This window comes from Perlabentimonas gracilis (genome assembly GCF_011174675.1).
Classification (GTDB): Bacteria; Bacteroidota; Bacteroidia; order Bacteroidales; family Tenuifilaceae; genus Perlabentimonas; species Perlabentimonas gracilis.
This window is the reverse complement of sequence record NZ_JAANIG010000012.1, coordinates 74,127-98,465: the sequence shown is the minus strand read 5'-3', so window position 1 is coordinate 98,465 and position 24,339 is coordinate 74,127. Positions and strand designations below refer to the sequence as shown.

Genomic DNA, 24,339 nt, shown 5'->3' with positions numbered 1-24,339 from the left:
TTTCGCCTGAAGAGTCCCATAATTTTAAAGTTTTTTGTCGAACTCAAAAATAGGGGATTCTGAGGGCATTTTTAAATTTCGTACTTTCGGATGCTAGTGATTACTAGCCTAATATGCTTTGAAAAATTCGTTAACTAAAGTCATATTGTTATCTTATAGTTGATTAACGGAAAGAAATGTAGAGTAAAGTATTTATGAGACTTGGTTCGTTTCTGGTAACTATCACATTTTTAATATATGCATAGTATGTTGCTCCCAAGATGTTGATTAATTCAATTAAGTGAAAACTCCATTAATTAAGCTAATTTTTCTACCTTTGCACCCCGTAAATTTTAGGAGATGATATTAAATACAGAGGTAAAAAGGCGTCGTACATTCGCAATTATTAGCCACCCCGATGCGGGTAAAACCACACTTACAGAAAAACTTTTGCTGTTTGGTGGTGCAATACATGTGGCCGGTGCGGTTAAGAGTAACAAGATTAAAAAAGGGGCCACTTCCGACTTTATGGAGATTGAGCGCCAAAGGGGAATTTCGGTGGCCACATCGGTTATGGGATTTGAGTACAAAGGCATTAAGATTAATATACTTGATACTCCGGGGCACGAAGATTTTGCCGAGGACACCTACCGAACGCTTACAGCAGTTGACAGCGTAATAATTGTGATTGACTGTGCCAAGGGTGTTGAGGCTCAAACCCGAAAGCTGATGGAGGTTTGCAGGATGCGTAATACCCCTGTAATTGTATTTGTGAATAAGCTCGATAGAGATGGTAAAGATCCCTTTGACCTACTTGATGAGATTGAGGAGGAGTTAAAGCTTAGCGTACGGCCTCTTAGCTGGCCTATAAGTATGGGACCAACCTTTCAGGGGGTTTACAATATGTTTGAGCAGAAGTTGAACCTCTTTTTTGCCGACGACAAGCAAACAGTTGCCGATGATGTGGTGGAGATTGAAGATATTAATTCCGAAATTCTTGATAAACATATTGGAGGCTACGCAAAGTCTCTTCGTGACGATTTGGAATTGGTGAACGGTGTGTACCCCGAGTTCGATAATGAACCCTACCTAAAGGGCCAATTGGCACCAGTTTTCTTTGGTAGTGCCCTTAATAACTTTGGGGTTAGGGAACTTCTGAACTGCTTTATTGATATTGCGCCACATCCCCGGCCCATTGCAACTGAAACCCGCGAGGTATCGCCCTTCGAGGAGGAGCTTACAGGCTTTATCTTTAAAATTCATGCCAACATGGATCCAAATCATCGCGACAGGTTGGCTTTTCTGAAAATTTGCTCAGGAGTGTTTGAGCGAAACAAGCCATATCTACATACCGGAACGGGCAAGAAGATAAAGTTTTCGAGCCCCACCGCCTTTATGGCCGATAAGAAATCGATAGTTGACACAGCCTACCCCGGTGATATTGTGGGACTGCACGATACGGGAACATTTAAAATTGGCGACACTCTTACGCAAGGCGAAAGTCTTAAATTTAAAGGAATCCCCAGCTTTTCGCCTGAACTCTTTAGATATATCGAGAATGCCGATCCGATGAAGTTTAAGCAGCTAGCCAAGGGTATTGACCAGCTGATGGACGAAGGGGTTGCCCAGCTCTTTACCTCCAAGGCGAATGGTCGCAAAATTATTGGAACCGTAGGCGCCCTTCAATTCGATGTTATACAGTACAGGCTGGAGCATGAGTACACTGCTAAGTGTAGGTACGAACCCATAAACCTTTACAAAGCTTGCTGGATTGAAACGACCAATCAGGAGCAGCTTAAAGATTTTAGGATCAGAAAATACGCCAACCTTGCAACTGATAAGAGGGGGAGAGAAGTGTTCCTTGCCGAATCGCCCTATGCTCTCCAGATGGCTCAGGAGAAATTCACCGACATCAAGTTTCACTTCACATCGGAGTTTTAGCCCTACGCAGAAAATTCCTATAAATATCATAGGGAGAATTAAATATGTAAGGGGAGTAGTAGAACTATTTTGATTTGGGGCTGAAATGTACTATTTACAAGTGTTGTGCTTATAGCGTAACGCCAATTACCAGCACATCATCTACCTGGTCGTTGTAACCCTGCCACTTTGTAAATGAGTAGTTGAGGAATTCGCATTGATCCTTCATGGGTAGGTTTCCACTTTCAATAAGTAATTCTCTGAAGTGTTTGTACATCAACTTTCTACCTTTTTCTCCTCCAAATTGGTCGGGGAAACCATCGGAAAACAGGTAGAACCTATCACCTGCCTTACGTTCAAAGGTTTTAAGAGAAAAAGAATCGGTTTTTCCCTGATGCACCCCTATGGGTGCTTTATCGCCCTTTATAATTTCAATGCTTCCGTTTCTAAGTACATATACAGGGTTGTTTGCACCTGCAATTTCTACCTCATTTGAATTGGGGTTAAAAATACAGACGGCGATATCCATTCCATCTCGTCGAGGATTGCTTTTATCGTTGTGGACAAGCGCCTCAATTATTTTAGTTTTTAGTTGGTTTAGCAGCAGGTTTGCCTTAATGTTATGATTTTGACTTGCAATTTCATTCAAAAGAGCTGTGCCTAGCATGCTAAGGATGGCTCCGGGTACCCCGTGTCCCGTGCAATCGGCAACTGCCAGTATAACCCTTTGGCTATTTTTGTGATACCACCAAAAATCGCCGCTTACAATGTCTCTTGGTTTAAACAGAATGAAATAGTCGTTAAACGATTCGCTCAGGATATCTGGTGTTGGGAGAACAGCAGTTTGAATGAGGCTTGCATACTGAATGCTATCTGTGATGTTCTTGTTCTTTTCTTCGATAAGTTCTTTTTGGGTTGTTATCTCTTCGTTTTGAGTTCTTATCTCCTCTGCCAGCTCGCTAAGTTGCACATTCTTATCTATAATATCTTTGTTTGCTTGCTCTAGGTTTTCGTTCTTTTCCTCAATTACATTTTTTTGGTGAGCTAAAAGGGCATTCTTTCTTCTTGTTGTGATTAGCCCTGTAATAACAACTACTAGGATAAGAAAACTTAAAACCAACATCCAAATGGCTCTTTTCCGGGTTTCGGTCTCCTTCTCTATTTGAAGTTGTTGCTTTTCCTTTTCGCTCTGTAGCAGCGCAATTTCCTTCTCGCGTTGCAGCTCCTCGGCTTCCTTTTGCTTAATTTGAAGTTCCTTAATGGCATTCTCCTGCTCTAAATTTCGAATGGTAGATTGCTGCAAAGCAGCTTCTTGCTCACGTTTAACAAGTTGTAAGTTCTGGTAGGCTCTATGTCTCTCAAGTTGTTCTAGGTCACGTTCCTTTTTTAGCAGTTCTAATTCTTGTCTTTGCCTTTCCGCCTCAAGTCGGAGCTGTTTGAGCATAAGCAATTGCATTTCTTTATCGGCTATGTATAGGCGTTGCTCCTTTTCAGTCTTTTCAAGTCGGGCTAGCAGCTCTTCCTTGCTTTGTTCAGAAACCCTATTCGCAATGTCAATGGAATCGCGGATTGAAGAATATTTCTCAAAGTAATCAAAAGCTCCAATATGGTCGTTTCCCTCCCGTAGGAGGATGCTGTACGTTTTATAGGATTCTGCAAGAATTACCGCATCGTCCGATTTTAATGCCCATTCAATTGACTGCCGACTGTGCTGCGATGCGTTATACAAATCGCTCCTACGGTAGTATACCCAAGCCATTGTGTTGTATATGTTGGCCATTTCATTCGGTGACAAAACGGGATCAACAAAAGCTTTTGCATTGTTTAGGTTATTCAATGCCCTTGGATAGTTACCCTGATTCTGGTAGCAAATACCTAAGTTGGTATACAGTCCCGCTACCAAGGTGGTTGGTAAGCTAATCTTTTTAGATAAATCTAATGCTCTATTTATAGCGGTTTCGGCATTGGAAAACTCTTTGTTTGATATCTGATTATATGAAAGATTGTTGAGTGCGATCACCAATCCTAGAGTATCCTTTACCTCTTGCATATATTGGGTTAAAAGGTTGCAGTACTCAATTGCCTTAGTCCACATTTTTTGCTTTCGATAAATCTCTGAGAGCTGAAAGTATGCTCTTGAGCGTATGGGTAAAAACGGCTTTGGTTCGCTTATTTCGAGGATGTGTTGTAAAGCTTTAGCAGCCTCCTCATAATTGTAATATCCTAAGCTAGATAGACTGAAGTTTTCGAGATAAAAAAGCCGCTGTTCAGTATCATTATCATCAATTAGCTCAAGGGCTTGGGAGTAGTAATCGGCAGCCTTGGGGAACACCTTCCTTTGAAAAAATATATCACCAACGGTTCTGTATAGCTCAATTGAAGTTGTATTGTAACCATACTTTTCGGCAATGGAAATGGCATTTAGGTAGCCAATCAGTGTGTTTTCGATATCCAATTGTTTTTCAAAGGACTGTGCTTGAATTGAATATGCTTCGATAAGCAGCCTGGGGCAACTGTCCTGTATCCCCAAGTTAATAACTTCCAGCAGCTCAATTATTGTGCGTTCGTACTCGCCTCTTAAGAAAAGCTCTTTGGCATTCTGAATATGGATTTCTGCTTCAATGCAAGATGATTGATTGATTTCTAGGGCTTGAGGAAAAACAGAATGACTAAACAGCTGGAGAAGGAATGCAAAAATGCAAATCTCAATCCATTTTCGTTTGGCTCGGTATGTGGTTGCAATTGCCATTTAGTTGAATCTGTATGATAACCCGATTGAAAAACTTCTGCCAATCTGAGGATTGTAGGGTAACCCATAGTCGAGCCCCGGGGTTACAAAACCGCCATACTTCTCATCAAGAATATTGATTCCCTTTATTGTGACCATCAAGTTATGATCGAGATTGATGTTCGCTGAAAAATCGATGGTAAAAAAACCGTCAACATTTGAAAAAAGCTTGGAGTACATCTCTTCGAAGGGAATTAATACCCTTAGCCATTTGGTCATCCATATCATATCTGCTCTAAAAAACAGGTTCTTATGAGGTTGTGCGGTTATTCTGAACTGCCCCATATGGGCAGGCATAAGCTGAATGTTCGATACTATGAACTCAACAAGTTCAGGCGCCTCATCCGATTGGCGTGCTAGCGAAAGGTTAAGCTCTCCGTTAAGCTTGTAACGAGGAATTATATTGTTGAATAGCAAAGTTGCTTGTAAACCATAAAGCCTTGATATGGCCTTCTCGGAGTTGTAGTAGGTTGATGCCCAGAGGCTGTCGCCTGCTGCAGTTGCTAGTGGGTATTTTGCCAAGTCGATAGGAACTAATGTGTTTACAATTGGGTCTGTTATCTGGTTGTAGAATGCGGTGATATTGGCCGATACCTTTTGGTTTATTATAGTTTTTAACCCCAGCTCGAGTGATTTGTAGCTTTCCGGTTTAAGTGATGGACTAGGAATAGCTATGTATTTTATTCTATTGGGTTCATCGTGAGGCGTGTAGGCAAGCGATCGATAGGTGATGGATGCAGGTGGTGCTTTAAATGCAAATCCACCCGAACTTAAGGCTGTAACTTTTTCGCTTAGTTTATATAATAATGCAATTCTTGGGCTAAAACTTTGACCGTACATGGAGTTAGCATCCCATCGTAAACCCGCTAGAAAATTAAAGTTCCTATACATCGCGAAACCCTGGCTAAAAACGGATAAGTTGTGGTAGCTAACGGGGTTAAACCCAAAGTAGCCCATAACAGGATGAATTGGAATGGTTGAAGTTCCAGAGTGGTTAAACCATTTGGGGTTGAAAGGCCTATCCATATAGCTGGTAAGAGGCAAACTGCTGGAGGCCTGGTAACTTCCTCCTAAAACAATCTCTGAGTTGGTTGTAGGAGAGTAGGTTAGCAGTTGCTCAAAAAGTACGTCGACCGACTCGGAATATAGATACGCTCTATCACTTTCAAGCTTGGTTAGCCCCATGCTCGATGAGTTATCCATTGAATAGTTCAGAAAAGAAAGATTTGTTGAGGATGAGAAACGATTGAAATCATGTGCATACGACAGGGAAAACTGATGTATTTTATCGGCCCAATAGTTTTGGGGATTATCGTATCTAAAGTTTACAGGGCTAAGCCCAAGTGAACTATGGGTTTTTCGGTACATCGTGTTGTAGGTTAATCCAATTCCTCTATACCTCACATTTAAACCAATTAAATGCCCAGTAGATGCAATGTTTTCAAAATCAGGCGAGGTTAAAGATCCTTTGTAAGAGGGGCCATATTCTTGTCTTACAAATTGTTGTTCGCTTACCCCATAGCTTGAGAGCAGGCTAGGGGTTATTTCAATTGGATCGTAAATATCACCGTTAAGGTTTATTTTCTTGCCAGATAGCTGAAGAATAGCCAATGGATTGTAAGCCTGATTGTGGCCATCAAGAATGTCTACTCTTGGTATTTCACTCTTGTTGGCGTAGAATGAATAATCTAGAATATTCCTGTTTTTCCCAGCTTTTCCTCCTACGGTAAAGTTTGCGTAGTTATAGTTTCCCTCACCAACAAACACATCTCCCCTTACAAAGGTGCCTTTATCTGCCTCCTTCAAAATAATATTAATTACACCTGTAACTGCATCGGCACCATAAACTGCTGCAGCAGGACCGTAAATAACCTCAATTCTCTCCGCTTGTCTTACCGGAAGCTGTTGCCCAATGGGCATACCCGCAACAACCGAAGGTTTGACGGGTACGTTGTTAATCAAAATTTTAGCGTATTGATTACCGGGTAACCCTCTTAGCTGGAAACCCTCACCATATTCACCAGTTCCAGGCTGTGAAATTCTTATGCCCGGAAGGTTCTTAAGCACATCTGCTAGAGATGTGTGGCCATATAATAAAATCTCCTCATGGCTAATAACGTAAATGGTTAACGGTAAGTCGCTTAAGTATTTAGCGCTTCTGCTAGCCGAAATTACACTAACCTTTGTAGTGTCTATGGTGTTTACTACATTCGATGCGTCAAGAATAGCAGGGGTGAGGTAATGGTTATATGAGCTGTCGTTTACTACCTGAGCACCCGACGCTAAACATAGTAGAAGAAAGAATACCGTAGCGCAGGTTTTAGTATAAACTCCCATGGCTGCTATTTGTGTTTGTACCTGCAAGTTATTAAATTATGACTCTCATTTCAATACTAACTTATATTTGTTGACCTATGTCGGAATACTTTTTTTAAGTTCTAGTATTTTGGTACATTTGGACTTCACAATGTCATCAATTTGATTTATGAGTCAAATCACGATAAACCCAGTAATTGAAGAGAGTTGGAGACACGTTTTAGCAGATGAGTTCAATAAGGAATACTTTACTAAGCTTAAAGATTTTCTTATTGCCGAGAAAAGTAAGTACAAGGTTTACCCCTCGGGAGGCAAAATCTTCAATGCCTTTAATAGCACCCCATTCCATAAGGTTAAGGTGGTAATATTGGGACAAGATCCCTATCATGGGCCAGGGCAAGCGCACGGTCTTTGCTTTTCAGTGCCTAAGGGTGTTCAACCACCTCCCTCTCTGGTCAATATTTTCAAAGAAATTCAGAGCGATTTGGGTATAGCTGTGCCTAGTCACGGGAACTTGCAAGAATGGGCCAATCAGGGAGTATTGCTGCTCAATGCTACGCTAACCGTTCGAGCGCATCAGGCTGGTTCCCATCAGGGTAAGGGGTGGGAGCAATTTACCGATGCTGCCATGACCAAACTTTCGGAGCAACGAAAGCAAATCGTATTTTTTCTTTGGGGATCGTATGCACAGGCAAAAATAAAGCTAATCGATACGCAAAAGCACTTTGTGCTTAAAGCACCCCACCCGTCGCCACTATCGTCATACCGAGGGTTTTTTGGGTGTAAGCATTTCTCCCAGGCAAATGCTTACCTGGAGAAAATGGGATATGATCCTATCAATTGGTGTTTGGATTAAACATTAATATTTATCAACTTGTTAAAGAATCAATTAAAAATACTACATACAATGAAAGCCCTTAACTTCAAGCAATACATTATCATTGTTTTATCTATCATCGTCATTTCCTCTTGCTCTAAGGATGATACTCCCGATGAGTTTATCCCAGAGTACCTTGTTACCTCTGAGCAGGTTGTAGAGCTATCTAAGGAAGAAATATTGACCCAGCTAGGGGGGAGCGGCATGCTACCCAACGAGGTTGAGTTTCTGATCCGATACGGAGTGAAGGGCATACGGCTTACATACACCACAAACGATATCCAGGGTAATAGTGTGGAATTATCGGGTGCGTTGCTTGTTCCCGTTGGAAACTTTTTAAAACCCTTAATCAGCTTTCAGCATGGCACAATTACCTCTAACGCCCAAGCTCCATCGAATTTTGGTTCCGATGCCGAAATTATGGCCTTTATGTTTGCCTCCACAGGATTTGTAATAGCTATGCCCGATTATATTGGCTATGGGGTGTCGGCACATTTGCCTCATCCATACGAACATAGAGCAACATTGGCTTATGCAACGCGCGATATGATTAGGGCTACCCGTGAGTACTTTAAGCTGAACAATTTTGATCAGCTCGATGGTAAGCTATTTCTAACGGGATATTCAGAGGGTGGTTCGGCTACTATGGCGGCATTCCAACTCATGCAGCAGAACCATAGTTCGGAGTTCGGTGTGACAGCTGTAACCGTTGGTGCAGGTGCTTACAATAAGTCGGAGTTTATGAACTGGGTAGTTTCGTCGGCTGAGCCCTTGGAGTATATCAATTCATACCTTTGGGTGCTCGACACCTATAATAGTATATATCCTCAGCTGCAACGACCATACTCATTCTATTTGAACGAACCGTGGGCCTCAGTTATTGAGGAGCAGGGTGTGTTTGCCGAAATTGAGACAAATCCATCGTTGCTTTTCACACAGGAGTTTATTGAGGGTGTAACCACTGGCTCTGATACCGATTTTCTATTGGCTGTTGCCGATAACAATTGCTACAACTGGTTGCCCCAATCGCCTATACAGCTATATCATGGTGATACCGATACTTATGTTCCCTACTTCAATTCAGAGTCGGCCTATAGCGCAATGATTAACCTGGGTGCAAACAATGTGGAGCTAATCACTATAGAGGATGGCGATCATATTACCTCGGTAATGGAGTATGCGGCGGGTACTTTCAGCTTTTTCTTTCAGTATTTAATGCCACAGTAGTTGAGGGTGTGAAATGTGATGCCTAGTAGCCTATTACCCAAAGGGTTTTTTCTTCATCAACGCAACGATCGATAAGTTTAATAAGATCTCTGTTGATTAAGATAAGTCGACGTAGGTAAAACTTCCAGCACTGCTCCCAAAGTGGGTCGGCCTGGGCTAAATCCATTAGCAAATCGCGTCCTAGGAATATTCCTGTTACATATCGCTTGAACTCATCAATACTCTCAATTAGCACCAATCGCCCTAGGTTACTGTCCAATGCATTGCGCAAGGGTATTATTTTACGCGAGTTGTACATGGTTTGTCCAATGAACTCGAAAAGATGATTGCTTTGCTCAAAGCAGCTGGCAAATATATTAAACACGTTACTGTTTAGGTAAAGCGATTCCTCATCGCATTTATTGTAATTCTCATTATTCCCAGTAATGTTGAATTCAATAAAATTAATACACTCGCTCTTGGTCATCATCCCAAGTTTCATAGGGTCTTTTTTTTCAAAAGTAGTTTAAAGTAATCCTAAACAATACGGCAATATAGTAATAGTTATTAAATATTCACACAAAATGGTTATTTGTAATGGCACAATATCATTTACTTAGGAATATACTTTGCAATTCGTCGTGCCATTCTTCTGAACCTGAACCGTTCGAGGTACCTGTTTATTGCTCTGAATAGATTTGTTAACAGGGCAAAGTAAAACAACCCACTTATTAACCAAAGCACAAGCGTGTTGAACCAAAGCGTATCGATACTCAAATTACCAATACGCTTAACCGGGGCAAACATATGTGCACGACCATTGGTAGCAGTGGGAATTGCGTAGGCAGGGTTAAACTTTCGAATAAACCTATGGTCAACGTTTGTAATCTTCTCAACCTCGTTCTTATTTAGCACTAAATCCTCCAAAGCAGCATTATGGAATCGCCTTTTGAAGGCAAACACTTGGTCGTTACCGCCTTTGATTTCAGTTAGCCTAAGGTATATGGAGTCTTTAGATTGGTTTAGAGTCCTGTTCTTGTCAAGCAGATGGTTACGTAGCTCGCTAAAAAACGATTTGTAATCTGCTATGTCATTTGAGCTCAAAATCATAACATTCAGCCTCGTAGTGTCGGGGTAGCTAAGGTCGTCCACTTTAAAGTCGCGCGATAGTAAAGACAACTCATTTTGAATAGTCCGTAGGTCATTCCTTGTAACCTGGGTAACCTTTCCTATTGTGATGGCTTTGGCAGCCTCATCGAGTTTGATTTGTAGCTTAGGAATCAGAAAGCTTGCATAGTAGGTATTGTTGCTTATCTCCCTATCAATATCGTAGAAATGCTTGTTGAATCGATTGTTTTTAAATTGTTGCACACAAAGAGCTTCGTACGACCAGCGCACAGGGTTTATATCGCCAACCAAAGGAACGTACTCCGGATGTAATATTGACTTATGCAGCTTGTTGAAGCTAACCACAACCCCTCCCAGCAGCATCATGGGTACTATGATAAGTGGAATGGAAACGTAAATAGTAACCACAGAGTTTAGGGCTGCCGATATGTTAAGTCCTATTACATTGGCACAAACAGCTGTGGAGAAGAGTATGAGCCAAGTGCTAAAGAAGTGCCCATTGATTTCGAGGATATAGTTGCCAATAAGTGTGAACATCAGGGTTTGCATCCCCGAGAGGATTAGCAGGGTTAGTATTTTTGAGTTGATGTAGCTAAAGTAGCTCAGGTTTAGGAATTTCTCCCTTTGCCTAACCTTCTGATCTCGTATAATCTCCTCAGCGCTAATGGTTAGCCCCATAAAAATTGCCGCTACCACGCTCATAAACAGAAAGCTCGGTAAATTATCGTTATTGCTAAAGATGTAGGTGTTGGGATTGTTTAATGTGCCGCTGATGTATTTCGAGAAGAACCCCAGCACAAGTGCTAGTATAGGTGCCTCCAGGAGCGATAGCATCATGTACTGCCTGTTGGCCAGCTTGCTAAGCACGTTACGTCTGAAGAAAAGCCAGGTTTGAGCGCTCCTAGGGGGCGTTCTAAAATTATTCTCGGGGAGTTTAATCCTATTTAAATGCGACTTTGGATTTATACTGCTCTGGAGTTTCTCCAAATACATCTCGTACCACTCATTGGCCGAACGTTTCCTTTTCCGGGTTAGCTTGCCGTACTCATTTACAACCCTTGCCTCAATAATCCGAAGGATCTGCTCTGTATTCACGTTGCCACAGCATTGGCACTCGCTCTCGTCGGCTTTTAAAAACTGCCCCTCATGCTTAAAGTACACCACAGCATCCATAGGGTTTCCCTGAAATATTACCCTGCCGCCATGGTCCATCACTATAAGCTTATCGAAAAGCTTATAGATATCCGATGATGGTTGATGTACATTGGCTATTACGATTTTTCCCTTAAAGGTTTGTCGCTTTAGCATGTGTATTATCCGCTCCGAGTCAAACGACGATAAACCCGAGGTGGGCTCATCAACATACAGAATGGCCGGTTCGCGAATTAGCTCCATGGCTAGGTTTAATCGCTTTCGCTGTCCACCGCTAATGAATTTATTTATTGGGTTTCCTACCTTAAGGTCACGGGCTTCATTCAGGTCAAAATCCTTCAGCGTTTCGTTTACAAGTTCTACTATCTCCTTTTCAGTTTTGTCGTTAAAGCAGAACCTAGCGCCAAAGTATAAGTTTTCAAACACTGTTAGATCCTCTACTAGAAGATCGTCCTGGGGTACATAGCCAATTACACCCTTTAGCTTATCCTGATCCTTGTTAAGATGATAACCATTAATATAGATGTGGCCATTGGCAGGCTTAAGGTTTCCGTTTAAAAGGTTAAGTAGGGTCGATTTCCCCACTCCACTTCCGCCCATAATGGCCACAAGTTGGCCCGAATGCGCATCAAAGGTAAATGGGTGTACTCCATCCTTGCTGCCTTTGTGGCGGTATTCAATGTTTTCGGCAGTTATCCTGATGTTTGTTTTGCTCCACGACTGAAAGAACAGTCCCGATATTTTGCTGTAATAAATTGGCTCAACTCTAGGGCTACGAATTACCCCTCCTACACCAAAAATATATGCCCTTCCGGGTTTTAGCGCTTTGCTGTTGAGGAATACGTTGCTCTCACCAAAGTATTTTACAAGGATAGTATTGGTGCTTGGGATATGAATAAAGCAGAGCTTGCCTTGTAGGTTCTGTTGATAAATGTGTTTTGCCGAACTTGTGGTTTCCTCGGTTCCTGAAAGCTGAATGATGTTTACGTTTTGAGGAACATCTTCGGGAGACTTGACCAGAATAAAGTCGCGTCCGTTTATAAATTCATCATTTGGTATGTTAAACTTGGCTGCAATCGACTGTATGAACGATAGCTGGAAATCGGAGGCGTAATCGGTGTCAACAACAAATTCTACCAGCTGAAGCGACAGCCAAACCTTTTGGTGCTGTTCAAACTCTGCGTTAATATCCTCACATATAGAGTTAATGCGTTCCTCTAGGGTTTGCTCTCCATGCTGCTTCGACGAACTCTTTTTATCGCGTATTTGGTGAGGATGAAAGAAACCTAATGCATTAAGGTATTCGTCTATTTGTTCTCGACTAAGCTCTCTGCTCAGAAAATCAGCTATAACCCTATGTGCCGACTCCGATACGTTTCCCTCTTCGGTTTCAACTACTATTGCAAATAATTGAATAAGTGATTTTAGTAGCGATTCGTTCATTGATTAAAAAAGATCTCAGAGAAAATGGACGCTTTGATTTATTCTTCGAATATACTTAGCTGGTGTACACCAAATCTTTAGAATAGATTGAATGGATCAACTAAGGCGTCAATCACGGTTTCCTCGTTCTGGGGTAGTGTGGGGGTAAGGCTAAGTACCGGTATTTCAGACTCGTTTATAATATGATGAGCAAAAGCCCCGATATAGTAGTCGCGTACCTTCCCCTCCTGGTGGGTCATAATCATTATAAGGTCCGCATTTACTTGGTTTGAATACTCCAGCACATATTCATAATTATCCTTATCAGCTTTTTTGATAAACTTGTGGGTACATTCAATACCATTGTTATGGAAAACCTTTTCGATTTTTTTAATCCTATTGTAAAGATTGGTGGCTTGGAAAATAATGCCCACGGAATGAACCGTAACAATGTGTATGTGCGAACCGAAAAACTTGCTGAATGATATGGCGCTTGCAACCTTTTCCTTGGTGCTTTTTGAGAGGTCAAGCGGTAGCACAATGTTTTTATATCCAATGCTATGCGATCCTTTTATGGATATTACAGGGAAATCGGACTCGCTAATTACCTTTGTTATATTGGATCCAAGAAATTTTTTGAACCCACTAGTCGATCCATTCTTACCCATAATAATGAATCGGGCATTTATCTCATTAGCAGTCTCAATAATACTCTCAGATACCTTGCCAACCTTAATAACGTAGCTAAATGTAAGCTTCGATTCAGCACATTCTTTATCAATCAAGTTTACAAGCCTTTGCTTAACCTCTGCCTTGGCTCGATCCGTGTCGGTGTTGAAAAGTTTTGAGAACAGATCGGTCGATTCAATTACGTATAGTAATACTACTTCGGCCTTTAAAAATCGAGAGATATCGTAGCACTGATGCAGTGCAGCAAGCGACTGCTCCTGAAAATCGATACAAACTAGTATTTTGTTGGTTCTCATAGCTAACCTTTATTAACTTTTATTTACACTGTTTGCTTGTAAAAATACTAAAGTTTTTTGGGATATTTGACCGTATAAACAGCAATTATATATACAACGGCACCGGAGAGTGATTTAAATCATTCTTTTCATCTACACCCCTCTGCTACATCCTTGGTAATTGCAAAATAAGCAATTATAGGTGGTGATATATGTTGTAAAATATATTGTTATTCAATTAACAGTGAGTTTTGTATTAACAGACTATTTATCAGAATCGTATCTGATTTGTCTATATCTGGCAGTTTCCCTTACTGATAGTGTAAGGTGTCAATTAATGAGAATAATCACATTGTTAAACTCTAAAAATAAGTTATTTTTGTTTGGATCAAGTATTAAGGTATTTGCATTTCAGAAAATAACGTAATTTTAATATAATAATTTAATCTCTGGAGGACAAGCTATGCAGAACAAGCTTCAAGAGCTCACCGAAAAGATATACAAGGAGGGCTTAACCAAAGGTACCGAGGAGGCCAATCAGATTGTAAGCAAGGCCAAGGACGATGCCGCACAAATTATTGCCGATGCCAAAAAGCAAGCCGAGCAAATTGTGGCACAAGCGAAAAAAGAGTCCGAAGATCTGAAGAAAAACGTTGAAACAGAAGTTGGGATTTCAGCGCGTCAGGTGGTAAGCGGACTTAAGCAGGATATAGCCAATCTGCTCGAGGCAAAGGTAATTGAAACCCCTCTAATTGAAGCCTTAAAGGACACCAATTTCATCAAGGGTATTATTGAGGCAGCCATTAAGAACTGGGATCCCAACTCTAACGAGAAGATTGCCCTGCAGGTTTTACTCCCCGAAAGTAACGAGAAGGAGCTTAAAGGGTATTTGTCCGACAAGGTAATAGCAACCCTTAATAAGGATTTTGAGGTAGTAGCCGACAAGAATCTTAAGTATGGTTTCAAAATAGGGCCTAAGGATGGCAGCTACGTAATAAGCTTTTCCGACAAGGATTTTGAGAATCTCTTCCGGGAGTATATGCGTCCACGAATCCTAGAAATGCTCTTTGGAGGTAAATAGTATGGCGAGAGAGTACTACTACCTAATTGCCGGACTGCCCGATATCTTCCTCGATCAGGAGCGAAAGGATTTTAATCTTATCAAGCTCAAGGATGAGATGAAGGAGATGCTACACCCCGATGACTACAAGCTGGTGGAACTCCTTTTCTTTGAGTACGATAACTATAACTTCCAAAACTTTCTTTTCGAGCGCAAGCAGGAATTTAGTCCGCTGGGTAAGTTTCCACAGGAGGTGTACAACGAGCTTGAGGATAACCTTGACTCCTTTCCGGAGTACATAAAATCCTTTTACCTACTATATAAAGGTAAAGGAAATGCCGAGCAACCAGAAGAAACCACCGATTACGCTGGCGAAAAGATAGAGAAGAACCCCGAAGTGCGTTTTCAAGAGGCTTTTCACAGCTACATAAAGCAGTTCGACAATAGGTTTATTAGTCGGTGGTTCAGCTTTATCCGAAACCTCAACAATGTTCTTACTGCCATTAGCTGCCGCAAGCACAATATGGAAATTGCCCCACAAATGGTGGGCGGTGGAGAACTGGTGGAAACTCTAACCCGTAGTCAAGCCCCCGATTTCGGTCTTAAGCGCGAGGTCGATTACATCGAACCGTTGCTGCAGATAACCGAAGTAAACGATATTATGGAGCGTGAACGCCGGCTCGACCTTTTGAAATGGGAGATGGCCGATGACCTTACCACTTTCGATTATTTCAACATCGAGCGAATTCTTGCCTTCTTTGTGAAAGCGGGAATGGTTCACCGTTGGTCAAAACTCGACGCCAAGGTTGGGGCCGAGATGTTCGAAAAGCTGGTTAAGGAGCTGCGCGAAACCTACGAGCTACCCAAAGAATTTGAGAAGTAAACAGAAGGATAATAATTCAAATAGTAAATAAATGAAAACCAAAGGAAAAGTAACAGGCATTATCGCCAACCTTGTAACAGTAGAGGTTGACGGCCCCGTTGCACAGAACGAGATATGTTACATTTACCGCGGTGAAACCAAGCTCATGGCAGAGGTAATTAAGGTTACCGGCAAGTTTGCCTATGTGCAGGTGTTCGAGAGCACCCGAGGGCTAAAGGTTAACGATACCGTGGATTTTGAAGGACATATGCTTGAGGCAACCCTTGGGCCAGGCTTGCTCTCCAAGAACTACGACGGTTTGCAGCATGACCTTGCCAAAATGGACGGTGTATTCCTTAAGGCTGGCGATTACACCGAGGCGCTCGACTATGACGTGGAGTGGGAGTTTACCCCCATTGCCAAAGTAGGCGACACGGTTACTGCTGGCGATTGGCTGGGCGAGGTACCCGAGAATTGGGCAAGCCATAAAATTATGGTGCCATTCAAACTTAACGGATCGTACACCCTTAAATCAATTGTCGATAAGGGTAACTACAAGATTAACCAAACCATTGCGGTTATAACCGATAACGATGGCAAGGATATAGATGTAACGATGGAGCAGAAATGGCCAGTAAAAATGGCTATTACAGCATTTAAGAATAAACCCAGACCATTTAAGATTATGGAAACTGGCGTTCGAGCCATCGATACATTTAACCCCATTGCCGAGGGTGGAACAGGGTTTATTCCTGGCCCATTCGGTTGTGGAAAAACGGTACTTCAGCACGCCATTTCGAAGCAAGCCGAAGCCGACCTAATAGTTATGGCTGCCTGCGGTGAGCGTGCAAACGAGGTGGTTGAGATTTTTGCCGAGTTCCCTCACCTCGATGACCCCCGTACCGGACGTAAGCTCATGGAGCGTACAACCATTATTGCAAACACCTCTAATATGCCCGTTGCGGCTAGGGAGGCATCGGTTTACACTGCCATGACCATTGCCGAGTACTATCGTGCAATGGGACTAAAGGTTCTTCTACTGGCCGACTCCACATCGCGTTGGGCTCAGGCACTTCGTGAAATGAGTAACCGTATGGAGGAGTTACCTGGTCCCGATGCGTTCCCAATGGATCTTCCCGCAGTTATCGCAAACTTCTACTCCAGAGCCGGATTGGTTTACCTAAACAATGGCGAAACAGGTTCGGTAACATTCATGGGTACAGTATCACCTGCTGGTGGTAACCTTAAGGAGCCTGTAACCGAATCGACTAAGAAAGCCGCTCGCTGTTTCTACGCCCTTTCGCAGCAACGTGCCGATAGCAAGCGCTACCCCGCAATCGACCCAATGGAATCTTACTCAAAGTATCTCGAGTATCCAGAGATTATGGAGTATCTTAACAAGACCATCGACGAGAACTGGGTTGACAAGGTGCTAAAGGCAAAGAACATCGTTCAAAGAGGGAAAGAGGCATACGAGCAAATAAACATCTTAGGTGACGATGGGGTACCCATCGAGTACCATGATCGTTTCTGGAAAGCAGAGCTTATCGATTTCATTATCCTACAGCAGGATGCTTTCGATAAAATTGACTCATCTTGCCCGCTGAACCGTCAGAAATATATGCTCGAAAAGGTGCTTAGCATATGCGAAATGAACTTCAAGTTTGAACATTTTGAGGATTGCTCTAAGTTTTACAAGGGAGGTATTAACTCACTAAGGCAGATGAACTACTCCGTTTTTGAGAGCGATGAGTTCAATAAGTACGAGAAAGAAATTGACACTTTACTAAACGAAAGAAAGGCAGAATAATGGAAACAAAAGCTTTTCAGAAGATATATACGCAGCTAGTTGGAATTACCAAAGCAACCTGTACCCTCAAGGCGCAGGGTGTGTCCAACGAGGAGCTGGCTATGGTGCACGGGAAGTTGGCACAGGTAGTGAAAATCTATGGCGATTTGGTAACCCTTCAGGTGTTTGGTGGTACCGAGGGTATTCCAACCAATGCTGAGGTTATTTTCTACGGTGAGCCCCCAAAGCTAAAGGTGGGAGACGATTTGGCAGGACGTTTCTTTAATGCTTTTGGTCAGCCTCTTTTTGGCGGGACCGAAGTTGAAGGAATTGATCGCGAAATTGGAGGGCCATCGGTAAACCCGCTTAAGCGTAAGCAGCCATCGGAACTTATCGCAACTGGTATTGCTGGTATCGACCTTAATAACACCTTGGTAACGGGTCAGAAGATCCCTTTCTTTGCCGACCCCGACCAGCCATTTAACCAAGTAATGGCAAATGTTGCACTTCGTGCACAGGCCGATAAAATTATCCTTGGTGGTATGGGACTTACTAACGACGACTTCCTATACTTTAAGAACGTTTTCGAGAACGCAGGTGCACTCGATAGGATTATCTGCTTTGTGAATACCACCGAGCAGCCACCCGTTGAGCGTCTACTTGTTCCCGATATGGCGCTTACCGCAGCCGAGTACTTTGCAACGGAAAAGAACGAAAAGGTTCTAGTACTTTTAACGGACATGACCCTATACGCCGATGCGTTGAGTATTGTATCGAACCGTATGGATCAAATTCCCTCAAAGGACTCAATGCCCGGTTCGCTATACTCCGATTTGGCCAAGCTTTACGAAAAGGCGGTTCAGTTCCCCGATGGCGGTTCAATTACCATTGTGGCGGTTACTACACTTTCGGGTGGTGATATTACCCACGCTATCCCCGATAACACAGGGTACATCACCGAAGGGCAGCTATTCCTACGTACCGATTCCGATACCAACAAGGTAATTGTTGACCCATTCCGAAGCCTGTCGCGACTAAAGCAGCTGGTTATTGGTAAGAAAACCCGCGAAGATCACCCACAGGTGATGAACGCAGCGGTTAGGCTATACGCCGATGCCGCAAACGCCAAGACTAAGTTGGAGAATGGTTTCGACCTGTCGGACTACGATGAGCGATGCCTTAAGTTTGCACATGATTACTCCGTGAAGCTACTTGCAATCGACGTTAATATCGAGATAGAAACTATGCTTATTCAGGCGTGGGAACTATTTGCCAAGTATTTTACCAAGGCAGAGGTTGCCATTCGTCAGGAACTAGTTGACAAGTATTGGCCAAAGGAGCAATAAAAACCTTACAGTATGGCAATTAAATTTCAATTCAATAAAACTTCGCTTAACGACCTAAACAAGCAGCTAAAGGTTCGCCAGCGTGCATTGCCCACCCTTAAGAATAAGGAGTCGGCGTTACGTGCCGAGGTGAAGCGCGCCAAGGATCAAGCAAAGGAGTTGGAGGAAAAACTTCAGCAGAAAATGCGCGATTTCGACTACATGGTGAGCCTTTGGGGTGAGTTTGAGCATGACCTCATCAGCGTTGAAGATGTTAAGCTTAGGATGATAAAGATTGCCGGGGTTCGAATTCCTGTTTTGGAAGATGTCATCTTTAAAGTGAAGGAGTACAGCCTGTTTGCTCGCCCATTCTGGTATCCCGCAGGGGTGCAAATACTAAAGGAGTTGGCAAGCATAGGCATCGAGAGTGTTTTCTATAGCGAGAAGATGCGTTTGCTCGATCATGCGCGGAAAAAAACCACGCAGAAGGTTAACCTTTACGAGAAGGTTCAAATTCCAGGATTTGAGTCCGCCATAATGAAGATTAAGCGATTTATGGAGGATGAGGAGAACCTCGCCAAATCATCGATGAAGATTGTGAAAACCCGTCAGCAGAATATGGAGGTAGAGGCATGATAGTACCAATGATTAAATACGGATTCCTGGTATATCACCGCGATTTCGACTCGTTCCTCGCCAAGCTACAGGAGTTGGGGGTTGTTGATATTATCAAACAAACCCATACACCAACCGAGCAGGAGAGGGGTATGCTAGGTTTGGTAAACCGCTACACTACTGCCATCAATTCGCTAAGCTCCAAGCTCGATAAGGAGACGGCTTCCCATAAGGCAAATGCCGAGGAGGTTTTAACCGAGATAGAGGAGCTGCAGAAGGAGCAGGAGCAGCTGGAGGTTTCCATTCGCAAGGCCCAAAAAGACCTTGCTGACGCTCGCCCTTGGGGCGAATTCAATCCCGATACCGTTAAGGCCATCGAGGCTCAGGGTATCGAAATGCGCTTTCTAATCGCTTCCGACAAAGGTTTCGATAACGAGTGGGCTGCTGAGAATCCTGTTGAAATTATACTACGCCAAAGCGGAAATGTGTACTTTGTGCTGCTTCAGCATGGCGAAAAAATTGATTTTCCATTTGACGTACAGGAGGTTAAGCTGCCCTCATTCTCGTTTCATCAGAAGGAAAACGAGATAGAGAGATACCGGTCTCGCCTCAATGAGATTGAGACCCGTTTTGTGGAGCTGGCACAGCTACTTCCTGCAATGGAGGAGGCAAAGGACGAGCTGGTTAATAAACTTGAGTTTATTGCCGTTCAGTCTAGCGCCGATAAGCAAGCCGAGCAAACCCTAATGGTGCTTCAAGGTTGGATACCAGTAACTAAGAACGATAACCTGCAGGAGTTCCTAGATAAGGAGAACATTGCATATGTGACCGAGAAAGCACAGCTGCATGAGGATGCTCCAATCCTGCTCAAGAATGGTAAGTTCTCTAAGCTCTTCGAGCCCATTGGCGCTTTTTTTACCAGCCCAACATACAGCGAGCTCGACCTAACTCCGTTTTTTGCCCCATTCTTTATGATGTTCTTTGGGTTTTGCTTGGGCGATGCGGGTTACGGATTGATTTTCCTTGTTGGCGCAGGTATTTACAAGCTTAAGGGCGATAAAAAGATGCGTCCCTTGATGACCCTAGTTCAACTGCTTGGTTTATCAACAGTTGTGTTTGGGGTGCTTACAGGAACCATTTTTGGGATTGATTTAGTTCAAGCAGACATAGCTTTCCTTGAAAAGTTTAAGTCGATGTTCTTGGACCAAAATCAAATGTTTACCCTTGCGCTGGGAGTGGGAGTTCTACAAATAATCTTTGCCATGTTTGTTAAGGCTGCCAATCAGGTGAAAATGTGGGGTTGGATGCATGCCATCACCACCCTTAGCTGGTTGTTACTACTTATTGGCTCAGGTGTATTCTATGGCCTTTCGCAGGTGGAGAGTCTTAATGTAGAGCTGCTTGGAACTGCCCATAAGGTGCTATTAGGAGTTGCAGGTATTGGCATCCTATTCTTCAATAGCCCTGGCAAAAATCCTTTTGTAAATGCAGGGCTAGGCCTGTGGAATGTGTACAATATGGTTACTGGCCTATTTGGCGATGTGCTTTCGTACATTCGTCTGTTTGCCCTTGGACTATCGAGTGCAATACTTGGCAGCGTTTTCAACAGCATGGCCTTTGGTTTATCTCCCGATATTCCTGTGGTAGGAGTGCTTGTAACTATAATCATTCTTGTGTTCGGACACTCCATTAACCTGTTTATGTCCGCTTTGGGCTCGCTGGTTCACCCCATGCGTTTAACCTTTGTGGAGTTTTACAAGAATGCTGGGTTTGTAGGCGGTGGAAAGGCCTACCAACCTTTTCAGAAGAAAGAAGTGAAATAGAGTTTTTATAACAGTATTTAATTGACAAATAATAATAACCTTTAATAAAAAGTAAATTATGGAACCACTAGTGTATGCTTATCTTGGAATCGGTCTTATGATTCTGCTTTCTGGAACAGGAAGCGCGTTTGGTGTATCATACGGAGGTAATGCCTCTATCGGAGCTCTTAAAAAGGATCCATCGGGTTTTGGTAGCTACATGCTACTTAGCGCTCTTCCCGGAACACAGGGACTTTACGGATTTGCAGGTTACTTTATGCTTTCAGTACACCTTGTGCCAGGTATGACCTGGGCAACTGCTGCCGCCATTTTTGGTGCCGGTTTGGCAATGGGTGTTGTAGGCTTAACCTCAGGTATTCGCCAGGGACAAGTTTGTGCAAATGGTATTGCAGCCATCGGATCGGGTCATAAGGTTTTGGGTAACACCATGATTCTTGCCGTATTCCCAGAGCTTTACGCCATTGTATCGCTTGCAGCAGTATTCCTAATCGGACAATCTTTAGGATAGATAGAACATTGTTTGTTGAATCCCCCTGAGCATTCGTTCAGGGGGATTTTTTTGTTTATTACATCCAAATTATCACTTTTTAACTATTGTGTAAACCTTGCAGAGTCGTATTTATGAAGTTTTAACAATATAACAAACCTTTACTTTTTTTAACGCTTTTTAACGCTGTAACCCCCATTAATTCTGCATATTTGTGTTCGAAAACAGCAAAATATTAATAAGTAAAATATCTCTTAAAACTTCTACAAATGAGCGATACTTCAACGGTGAACATTAAAGAGCTAAACGAGCGCATTAGGATTGAGAGCTCTTTTGTTGATATTATCAATATGGAGATGAACAAGGTGATTGTTGGTCAAAAGCACCTTGTGGAGTCTCTGCTTATTGGCCTTTTGGCCGACGGGCACATCCTGCTCGAGGGTGTTCCCGGGCTGGCCAAAACATTGGCAATTAACACCCTGGCAAGCTCCATTGATGCTGGATTTTCGCGTATTCAGTTCACTCCCGATTTGCTGCCTGCCGACCTGATTGGTACCATGGTATATAGCCAGAAGCGGGAGGAGTTTAACGTGAAGAAAGGCCCAATTTTCACGAATTTTGTTTTGGCCGACGAGATAAACCGTGCCCCTGCAAAGGTGCAAAGTGCCCTGCTTGAGGCTATGCAGGAACGACAGGTTACCATTGGGGAGGAAACTTTTAAACTCCCATCACCATTCCTCGTTATGGCCACTCAGAACCCCATTGAGCAAGAGGGAACCTATCCGCTACCCGAGGCTCAGGTAGACCGTTTTATGCTTAAGGTAAAGATAACCTACCCCAAGGTCGAGGAGGAGAAACTGATTATTCGTCAGAATGTTACATCATCATTTCCTAAGGCAAGTAAGGTGGTTCAGCCTGAGGAAATTATCAAAGCCCGCAATGTGGTTCGCGAGGTTTATATGGACGAGAAGATTGAGAAATACATTGTGGATATAGTTTTTGCAACTCGCTTTCCAAAGGATTTCAAGCTGGAGCGTTTTGAGAATATGATTGCCTACGGTGGTTCGCCTAGGGCAAGTATCAACCTTTCGCTGGCTGCAAAAGCATACGCTTTTATCAAGCGTAGAGGATACGTCATTCCTGAGGATGTTCGTTCGGTTTGCCATGATGTGCTGCGTCATCGTATTGGTCTTACCTACGAGGCCGAAGCGGAAAACATAACCAGCGAGGATATAATCACAGAAATACTAAACACCATAGAAGTTCCATAAATGGCTAAGGCTAAACCTACTATCCTAGTCGCATTTTTCTTGCTTACCTTCTGTTCTGTATTCGGACAGAACTACATAGGACTGCATAAGGAAGAGATTAGGACAAAGGTAGGTGATGACCTTCCGGGTTTTAGGTTTAGCAAGGAGGTTTTTAACAACAACAGAAGCTTTGTTAAGTTCGAGAATACATTTGAAGAGCAGACCCTAATATTTATGCTAAATGCCGATGGTTACTGCACCTCGGTATCTCGCATGTACAACACTTGGCACTTTAATCGATTAAAGGATGAGCTAAACGCTAGGTATGGCAAACAGGATAAGCTCAAATGGATTGAGGAGCGTGAGGGAGTTAATTATGAGGTTGAACTGATTAAAGGCGACTGGTTTGTAACCGTTGTTACTCGACCCTGCAAAACTAATAGTAATTGAATAATCAGGAATTTAGCTGTGGAAGCATCAGAATTACTAAAACGCGTACGTAAGATTGAGATTAAGACACGCGGACTGTCGCGTCAGATATTTGCTGGCCAGTACCACAGTGCCTTTAAGGGTCGGGGGATGGCCTTTAGCGAGGTGCGAGAGTATCAGTACGGCGATGATATTCGCAATATCGACTGGAATGTTACCGCCCGATTTAATCAGCCTTTCGTAAAGGTTTTTGAGGAGGAACGTGAACTTACCGTGATGCTACTCATTGATGTAAGCGGCTCGCGAATGTTTGGTACAACCAATATGCTTAAAAAGAATCTGGTTACCGAGATATCTGCTGTGCTTGCCTTCTCGGCAATTCAGAACAACGATAAGATTGGAGTACTCATGTTTAGCGATAAGGTAGAAAAGTTTATTCCACCGAAAAAGGGTCGCACCCATATACTGCATATCATTCGAGAGCTTATCAACTTTACCCCAACCAGCCAGGGAACCGACTTGTCCGAGGCGTTAAGGTATCTAACTAACGCTATAAAGAAGCGTTGTACAGCCTTTGTCCTGAGCGATTTTATGGATTTTAAGGCCAATACAGTTGAACCCAACTTTCTCAATGCTCTAACCATTGCGGGAAACAAGCACGATGTGGTAGGGGTAAGGGTTTACGATCCCCGCGAGGTAGAGCTGCCTCCCATTGGCCTGGTGAAGATGAAGGATGCTGAGAGTGGGCAGTATTCATGGGTCGATACTTCGAGCAGTATGGTTCGCAATGCTTACGCAAAGTGGTGGCGCGATACCGAGGGCTCGCTTAAGCAAACCTTCTCAAGGTGTAAGGTAGACTCAGTAGCCATTGCAACCAATGAGGATTACGTAAAGCCGCTAATCAAGCTGTTTAAGCAACGTGCATAAATCAAATCAAATAAAGGAT

At 43.0% G+C, this 24,339-nt stretch carries 18 protein-coding genes; 13 read left to right on the top strand and 5 right to left on the bottom strand.

Annotated features, from left to right (window positions below; genetic code table 11):
* Positions 1–339: 339 nt before the first annotated feature.
* Positions 340–1,920 carry a peptide chain release factor 3 gene (locus G8O23_RS07560; RefSeq protein ID WP_166363380.1) on the top strand — a complete coding sequence of 527 codons (1,581 nt, stop codon included), beginning with the start codon at positions 340–342 and terminating at the stop codon, positions 1,918–1,920.
* A 109-nt stretch (positions 1,921–2,029) separates the two neighbouring features.
* Here the strand turns inward: G8O23_RS07560 and G8O23_RS07555 are convergent, their stop codons facing one another.
* Together G8O23_RS07555 and G8O23_RS07550 are read right to left on the bottom strand one after the other, a co-directional pair.
* Positions 2,030–4,648: a tetratricopeptide repeat protein gene (locus G8O23_RS07555; protein ID WP_166363378.1), complete on the bottom strand. Its 2,619-nt coding sequence runs from the start codon at positions 4,646–4,648 to the stop codon at positions 2,030–2,032.
* The gene (locus tag G8O23_RS07550) at positions 4,649–7,024 is read right to left on the bottom strand and encodes a TonB-dependent receptor plug domain-containing protein (protein WP_166363376.1); all 2,376 of its coding nucleotides are present in this window, start codon (positions 7,022–7,024) and stop codon (positions 4,649–4,651) included.
* A 163-nt stretch (positions 7,025–7,187) separates the two neighbouring features.
* Between G8O23_RS07550 and ung the strand changes: the two genes are divergently transcribed.
* Together ung and G8O23_RS07540 are read left to right on the top strand one after the other, a co-directional pair.
* Entirely contained in the window at positions 7,188–7,859 is a 672-nt protein-coding gene (ung, locus tag G8O23_RS07545; RefSeq protein WP_166363388.1) for a uracil-DNA glycosylase, read from the top strand.
* Between the two features lie 51 nt (positions 7,860–7,910).
* A complete protein-coding gene (locus G8O23_RS07540; RefSeq protein ID WP_166363374.1) occupies positions 7,911–9,107 on the top strand; it encodes an alpha/beta hydrolase family protein in 1,197 nt (398 codons plus the stop codon).
* Between the two features lie 22 nt (positions 9,108–9,129).
* Here the strand turns inward: G8O23_RS07540 and G8O23_RS07535 are convergent, their stop codons facing one another.
* From G8O23_RS07535 to G8O23_RS07525, 3 genes are all read right to left on the bottom strand, one after another.
* Positions 9,130–9,588, bottom strand: coding sequence for a hypothetical protein (locus tag G8O23_RS07535; protein ID WP_166363372.1), 459 nt, complete (start codon positions 9,586–9,588; stop codon positions 9,130–9,132).
* Between the two features lie 110 nt (positions 9,589–9,698).
* Positions 9,699–12,809, bottom strand: a complete 3,111-nt coding sequence (locus tag G8O23_RS07530; RefSeq protein ID WP_166363370.1) for an ATP-binding cassette domain-containing protein — start codon at positions 12,807–12,809, stop codon at positions 9,699–9,701.
* 77 nt (positions 12,810–12,886) lie between these two features.
* Positions 12,887–13,774 carry a universal stress protein gene (locus G8O23_RS07525; protein ID WP_166363368.1) on the bottom strand — a complete coding sequence of 296 codons (888 nt, stop codon included), beginning with the start codon at positions 13,772–13,774 and terminating at the stop codon, positions 12,887–12,889.
* 442 nt (positions 13,775–14,216) lie between these two features.
* Here G8O23_RS07525 and G8O23_RS07520 point away from each other — a divergent pair, with 442 nt between their 5' ends.
* From G8O23_RS07520 to G8O23_RS07475, 10 genes are all read left to right on the top strand, one after another.
* Complete coding sequence (locus G8O23_RS07520) at positions 14,217–14,834, top strand: V-type ATP synthase subunit E (protein ID WP_166363366.1); 618 nt, start codon at positions 14,217–14,219, stop codon at positions 14,832–14,834.
* A 1-nt stretch (position 14,835) separates the two neighbouring features.
* Positions 14,836–15,696, top strand: a complete 861-nt coding sequence (locus tag G8O23_RS07515; RefSeq protein WP_166363364.1) for a DUF2764 family protein — start codon at positions 14,836–14,838, stop codon at positions 15,694–15,696.
* Between the two features lie 31 nt (positions 15,697–15,727).
* The gene (locus G8O23_RS07510; RefSeq protein ID WP_166363362.1) at positions 15,728–17,485 is read left to right on the top strand and encodes a V-type ATP synthase subunit A; all 1,758 of its coding nucleotides are present in this window, start codon (positions 15,728–15,730) and stop codon (positions 17,483–17,485) included.
* The gene (locus tag G8O23_RS07505) at positions 17,485–18,810 is read left to right on the top strand and encodes a V-type ATP synthase subunit B (protein WP_166363360.1); all 1,326 of its coding nucleotides are present in this window, start codon (positions 17,485–17,487) and stop codon (positions 18,808–18,810) included. Before G8O23_RS07510 ends, G8O23_RS07505 begins: the two co-directional genes overlap by 1 nt.
* Before the next feature lie 12 nt (positions 18,811–18,822).
* Entirely contained in the window at positions 18,823–19,425 is a 603-nt protein-coding gene (locus G8O23_RS07500; RefSeq protein WP_166363358.1) for a V-type ATP synthase subunit D, read from the top strand.
* On the top strand, positions 19,422–21,227 hold the full coding sequence (locus G8O23_RS07495; protein ID WP_166363356.1) for a V-type ATP synthase subunit I: 1,806 nt from the start codon (positions 19,422–19,424) through the stop codon (positions 21,225–21,227). The genes G8O23_RS07500 and G8O23_RS07495 overlap by 4 nt, the downstream gene beginning before the upstream one ends.
* 58 nt (positions 21,228–21,285) lie before the next feature.
* Positions 21,286–21,735 carry a V-type ATP synthase subunit K gene (locus G8O23_RS07490; RefSeq protein ID WP_166363354.1) on the top strand — a complete coding sequence of 150 codons (450 nt, stop codon included), beginning with the start codon at positions 21,286–21,288 and terminating at the stop codon, positions 21,733–21,735.
* 248 nt (positions 21,736–21,983) lie between these two features.
* Entirely contained in the window at positions 21,984–22,985 is a 1,002-nt protein-coding gene (locus G8O23_RS07485; RefSeq protein ID WP_166363352.1) for an AAA family ATPase, read from the top strand.
* Complete coding sequence (locus tag G8O23_RS07480; protein WP_166363350.1) at positions 22,986–23,414, top strand: hypothetical protein; 429 nt, start codon at positions 22,986–22,988, stop codon at positions 23,412–23,414. It abuts the gene before it with no gap.
* Between the two features lie 18 nt (positions 23,415–23,432).
* On the top strand, positions 23,433–24,320 hold the full coding sequence (locus G8O23_RS07475; protein ID WP_166363348.1) for a DUF58 domain-containing protein: 888 nt from the start codon (positions 23,433–23,435) through the stop codon (positions 24,318–24,320).
* Positions 24,321–24,339 lie beyond the last annotated feature (19 nt).

What these genes read in the sequence shown, in the direction of transcription:
- G8O23_RS07495 (WP_166363356.1), top strand. Translation starts at nt 19,422, where the DNA reads ATGATAGTACCAATGATTAAATACGGATTCCTGGTATATCACCGCGAT.
- G8O23_RS07535 (WP_166363372.1), bottom strand. Translation starts at nt 9,588, where the DNA reads ATGAAACTTGGGATGATGACCAAGAGCGAGTGTATTAATTTTATTGAA.
- G8O23_RS07555 (WP_166363378.1), bottom strand. Translation starts at nt 4,648, where the DNA reads ATGGCAATTGCAACCACATACCGAGCCAAACGAAAATGGATTGAGATT.
- G8O23_RS07540 (WP_166363374.1), top strand. Translation starts at nt 7,911, where the DNA reads ATGAAAGCCCTTAACTTCAAGCAATACATTATCATTGTTTTATCTATC.
- G8O23_RS07520 (WP_166363366.1), top strand. Translation starts at nt 14,217, where the DNA reads ATGCAGAACAAGCTTCAAGAGCTCACCGAAAAGATATACAAGGAGGGC.
- G8O23_RS07510 (WP_166363362.1), top strand. Translation starts at nt 15,728, where the DNA reads ATGAAAACCAAAGGAAAAGTAACAGGCATTATCGCCAACCTTGTAACA.
- G8O23_RS07550 (WP_166363376.1), bottom strand. Translation starts at nt 7,024, where the DNA reads ATGGGAGTTTATACTAAAACCTGCGCTACGGTATTCTTTCTTCTACTA.
- G8O23_RS07560 (WP_166363380.1), top strand. Translation starts at nt 340, where the DNA reads ATGATATTAAATACAGAGGTAAAAAGGCGTCGTACATTCGCAATTATT.
- G8O23_RS07485 (WP_166363352.1), top strand. Translation starts at nt 21,984, where the DNA reads ATGAGCGATACTTCAACGGTGAACATTAAAGAGCTAAACGAGCGCATT.
- G8O23_RS07480 (WP_166363350.1), top strand. Translation starts at nt 22,986, where the DNA reads ATGGCTAAGGCTAAACCTACTATCCTAGTCGCATTTTTCTTGCTTACC.
- G8O23_RS07525 (WP_166363368.1), bottom strand. Translation starts at nt 13,774, where the DNA reads ATGAGAACCAACAAAATACTAGTTTGTATCGATTTTCAGGAGCAGTCG.
- G8O23_RS07505 (WP_166363360.1), top strand. Translation starts at nt 17,485, where the DNA reads ATGGAAACAAAAGCTTTTCAGAAGATATATACGCAGCTAGTTGGAATT.
- G8O23_RS07515 (WP_166363364.1), top strand. Translation starts at nt 14,836, where the DNA reads ATGGCGAGAGAGTACTACTACCTAATTGCCGGACTGCCCGATATCTTC.
- G8O23_RS07500 (WP_166363358.1), top strand. Translation starts at nt 18,823, where the DNA reads ATGGCAATTAAATTTCAATTCAATAAAACTTCGCTTAACGACCTAAAC.
- G8O23_RS07490 (WP_166363354.1), top strand. Translation starts at nt 21,286, where the DNA reads ATGGAACCACTAGTGTATGCTTATCTTGGAATCGGTCTTATGATTCTG.
- G8O23_RS07530 (WP_166363370.1), bottom strand. Translation starts at nt 12,809, where the DNA reads ATGAACGAATCGCTACTAAAATCACTTATTCAATTATTTGCAATAGTA.